This is a genomic window from Actinomycetota bacterium (genome assembly GCA_041658565.1).
Taxonomy (GTDB): Bacteria; Actinomycetota; AC-67; order AC-67; family AC-67; genus JBAZZY01.
The window spans coordinates 1-3025 of the sequence record JBAZZY010000082.1 but is presented as its reverse complement, the minus strand read 5'-3'; the positions used below and the strand labels follow the sequence as shown (position 1 = coordinate 3025).

Here is a 3025-nt window from a genome sequence, read left to right as displayed (position 1 = left end):
GTATTCGGACGGTCGCAGGCGGATGGTGACGCGCTCTCGCGGTTCGTCCACCTTCGGCCTGCCCTGTGTTTTGCGCGGTGCAGTTGTCATGCTGCTAGCATACGGCTTCGGAGGGCAGGCGTCAACGCCCGCATCCAATCTTCGCGCGACAACATCATGTACCGCGCAAGTTGCACGTCGCATCGCCCGCGCGGTTTGGGACGCAGATCGGCCACCATCACCCGACACACGACCACGCCGGAAACGAACCTGCGACGGTATTCGAGGCACGCATCACGATCCAGAAGCACGTGCCAACCCGACGTGAACCCCGGGCCGGTGCGCGCTCCTGGGTTCCACACGTGTCGTTCCTCCGCCCGCAGCAGGACATCGAACGGGACCTTTCTGGTGCGTCTCCCGCCGTGATCGAACCCGTGGAACAAGACCATCGGCGAGCCGTCTGAACCAATGCGAAACAGCCTGTACGCTTCGATCGTTTTCATGTTCTCTCCGCTCTCCCCCGTCAACCTCCCGGCAAGCGAGGGGCGGGTCAACTGGCATCCTTCTCCCGCTCCAACAACTCGGCCGTCCTGCGCAGCAGGGCATGAACCTCGCGCCGGCGCACATCATCTGGCCGCCCGCTGTCTTGCGCGATGGTGACCGCGGCGCCCAGGAGCTGCCCAGCTTCCGCCTGCCGGTTTCGGCGGGTCTGGGCGGCTCGCAGATTGGCTCCTCGGCCGTTGTGCGCCCATTGTGCGGAGGTCGTTTTGCGCGCGTCGTTGCCGCTCGCGCCGCTGATCAGCGCAGCGTAGGCCGGCGACAATTCAAGCGGTTCGATCTCATCGTCGATCCTCGCCGTCGAGCCCGACGTGTTAGGAAACCGCTGCTCTATCCCCTGAGCTACGGGGGCGGATTCGTCGGATTGCTTCGGTGGTTCGTGGCTTTTCTGTCCTGCTGCGACGTCGATGATTGTGCGAGGTGCACAATACTCCGCACAACGGATGCACCGCAACGGGATCCTTGCCACAGCTTCGGACAGGCGGGCAAGAACCGTGGCGGTGTAGTGGTCGGACGTAACCGACTGCGGTGCGTGGCCCATGAGCCGGCCGCGCGTTTCCTCGTCTACCCCGGCCTCGTAAAGCCAGGTCGCGAAGCTGCGACGGCACGCGCGGAAGTCAACCCCTGGCGCCACCGGTGCGCCGGCGCTGCGCAAGTCGTCGCGGATGAGGTCGGCGGACCTCGGGCGGTAGTGCTCGCCCGACACCGGCGACGGGAACACGGGATCCTCGGGCTTGGGGTCGCGCCCCATGAGCATGGGCCATCCGTCATCAAACCACCAACGAAGCGCCGCGACTGCGGTCGGGTGAAGCGGGATGATCCGTTTGCTTCGGCGGGTCTTGGGCGTGCCCATGGTGGCGTACCCAGCTTCGCCCTTGCACTGGCAGGCACGGACCACGTGCCACGTCGGCACCACGTCATCAAGATGGACGTCGGCCATGGAGCCGCCCGCAAGCTCGCCGTCCCGCATTCCCGTCAGGAAGCCCAGCACGTAGCGAACGGCGCGGTCTACGGGCACGCCGGCGCAGTCCACGAGCGTCTGCGCGTGGTCGAGCGAGAGGAACACTACGTCATCGCGGGTCACTTCCGGCAGCTCCGCGCGCACCGGCTTCGCAGCCCCTGGGTTCTCTCGCAGCACGGTCCACCCCTCGGCGATGCAGTCACCCAGGAAGCTCGACAGCGTCGCCAGGATGTTGCGTGCCGCGCTTGCGCTCTGCACCCGACCACGGATGAGCCGAACCCATTCGCGCAGCCTGGGGACCGTCAGAGTGTCAACGGCGACCGGCCCAAGCGTCGACAGGATATGGGCTGCGCCGTGGCTCTTGTTGTCCGCGACGGTGCTCGCCTTGAGCCGAGGATTCGCTTCCCGCAACTTGAGCCAGCGGGGGAACAGTTCCGCAATGGTCGCGGACTCACCACGTCGGAGCGGGGCATCGAGTTTTCCGTTCGCCCGCTGTTCTGCGATCCACGTCGCGGCGTACCGATCCGCCTCGTGCTTGCCCCTGATGGTGTCGGGCAACCGATGCTGCCCCCAGGACGCGTCACCGCGTTGGTATGCCAACACGAGCACGCGCTTTCCATCAGCGTCCGCGCGTTGGAAGATCGACCATCCACGTTTGATCTTGCGAGGCATCACGAAGCCTTTCTGGTTTCTGCTACGGCTCGACGTTCGATGGCAAGACGGGCGCCACCGGCCGAGATCCATTCATCGGCGCCGGCGACAAGGATGCGTGACCCTCGCCCCGAAGGAACATGAGGCATTCCAACGCGAACCCACGATCGGATCGTGCTCTCCGAATACCCTCGACTGCGGGCGAAGTCCCGGACGCGCATGTACTTCGGCTCGTGCTCTTTCGCCGGCGTAGGTGTCGGCACCTGCATCTGATCGGCAACGATCAGCAGAGCCTTGGACAGCGCCCGAAGTAGATCGGACTCAGTCATGCCGCGCACCTTGCAAACTCCAACAGCTCGGGCACGGGCTCGAACCACTCGCCGTCAACGCGGGCAGATGCGAACCGTTCGTGGAGCAGCCGCTCGAGACGGGCGTCGCCGGCGAACGAGCACAGCAACTCAGCTCCACCGGTGTTGGCGGCGATCTCGGCCATGCGCCGAGGAACGTCCGTCGAGTAGCCGATCTTGATGCGCTTGCTGTACGGGTCGCGAGCAATGTAGACCATCGACGTTCGGTGACGGGCGATCGTGTTCGGGTATCGGTGCTCCACCCAATCGTCGGCTTCGGATTCGACAACTCGAACCGCGGAAGCGATGCGATGCACCGGCATACCCTCTGTTGCCCAACGCTTGACCGTTCCGGCCTTGATGCCGCGGCTTGCTGCGTACTGTTTGAGATTCATCGTCATCCCCTCTCCGCCCTCCACTCCCTCGCCGCCTCGTTGCATTCCAGCCCGCACACATCGCACGGCTCGAAGCTGTGGGGGTCTTCGTCCTGGTAGATGGGGTCGCGTTGGTGCTCCGGTGAGCAGCACGC

The 3025-nt window shown here is 65.1% G+C and carries 4 protein-coding genes; all 4 read right to left on the bottom strand.

From position 1 onward, the window contains the following. Positions 1 to 86 precede the first annotated feature (86 nt). From WDA27_15125 to WDA27_15110, 4 genes are read right to left on the bottom strand one after another with little or no spacing between them, the layout of a single operon-like run. Positions 87 to 482: a hypothetical protein gene (locus WDA27_15125; protein ID MFA5892256.1), complete on the bottom strand. Its 396-nt coding sequence runs from the start codon at positions 480 to 482 to the stop codon at positions 87 to 89. A 47-nt stretch (positions 483 to 529) separates the two neighbouring features. Next, a complete protein-coding gene (locus WDA27_15120) occupies positions 530 to 2170 on the bottom strand; it encodes a tyrosine-type recombinase/integrase (GenBank protein ID MFA5892255.1) in 1641 nt (546 codons plus the stop codon). Then, positions 2170 to 2478 carry a hypothetical protein gene (locus WDA27_15115; GenBank protein ID MFA5892254.1) on the bottom strand — a complete coding sequence of 103 codons (309 nt, stop codon included), beginning with the start codon at positions 2476 to 2478 and terminating at the stop codon, positions 2170 to 2172. The genes WDA27_15120 and WDA27_15115 overlap by 1 nt, the downstream gene beginning before the upstream one ends. After that, positions 2475 to 2891 carry a GIY-YIG nuclease family protein gene (locus WDA27_15110; protein ID MFA5892253.1) on the bottom strand — a complete coding sequence of 139 codons (417 nt, stop codon included), beginning with the start codon at positions 2889 to 2891 and terminating at the stop codon, positions 2475 to 2477. The genes WDA27_15115 and WDA27_15110 overlap by 4 nt, the downstream gene beginning before the upstream one ends. Positions 2892 to 3025: the final 134 nt, after the last annotated feature.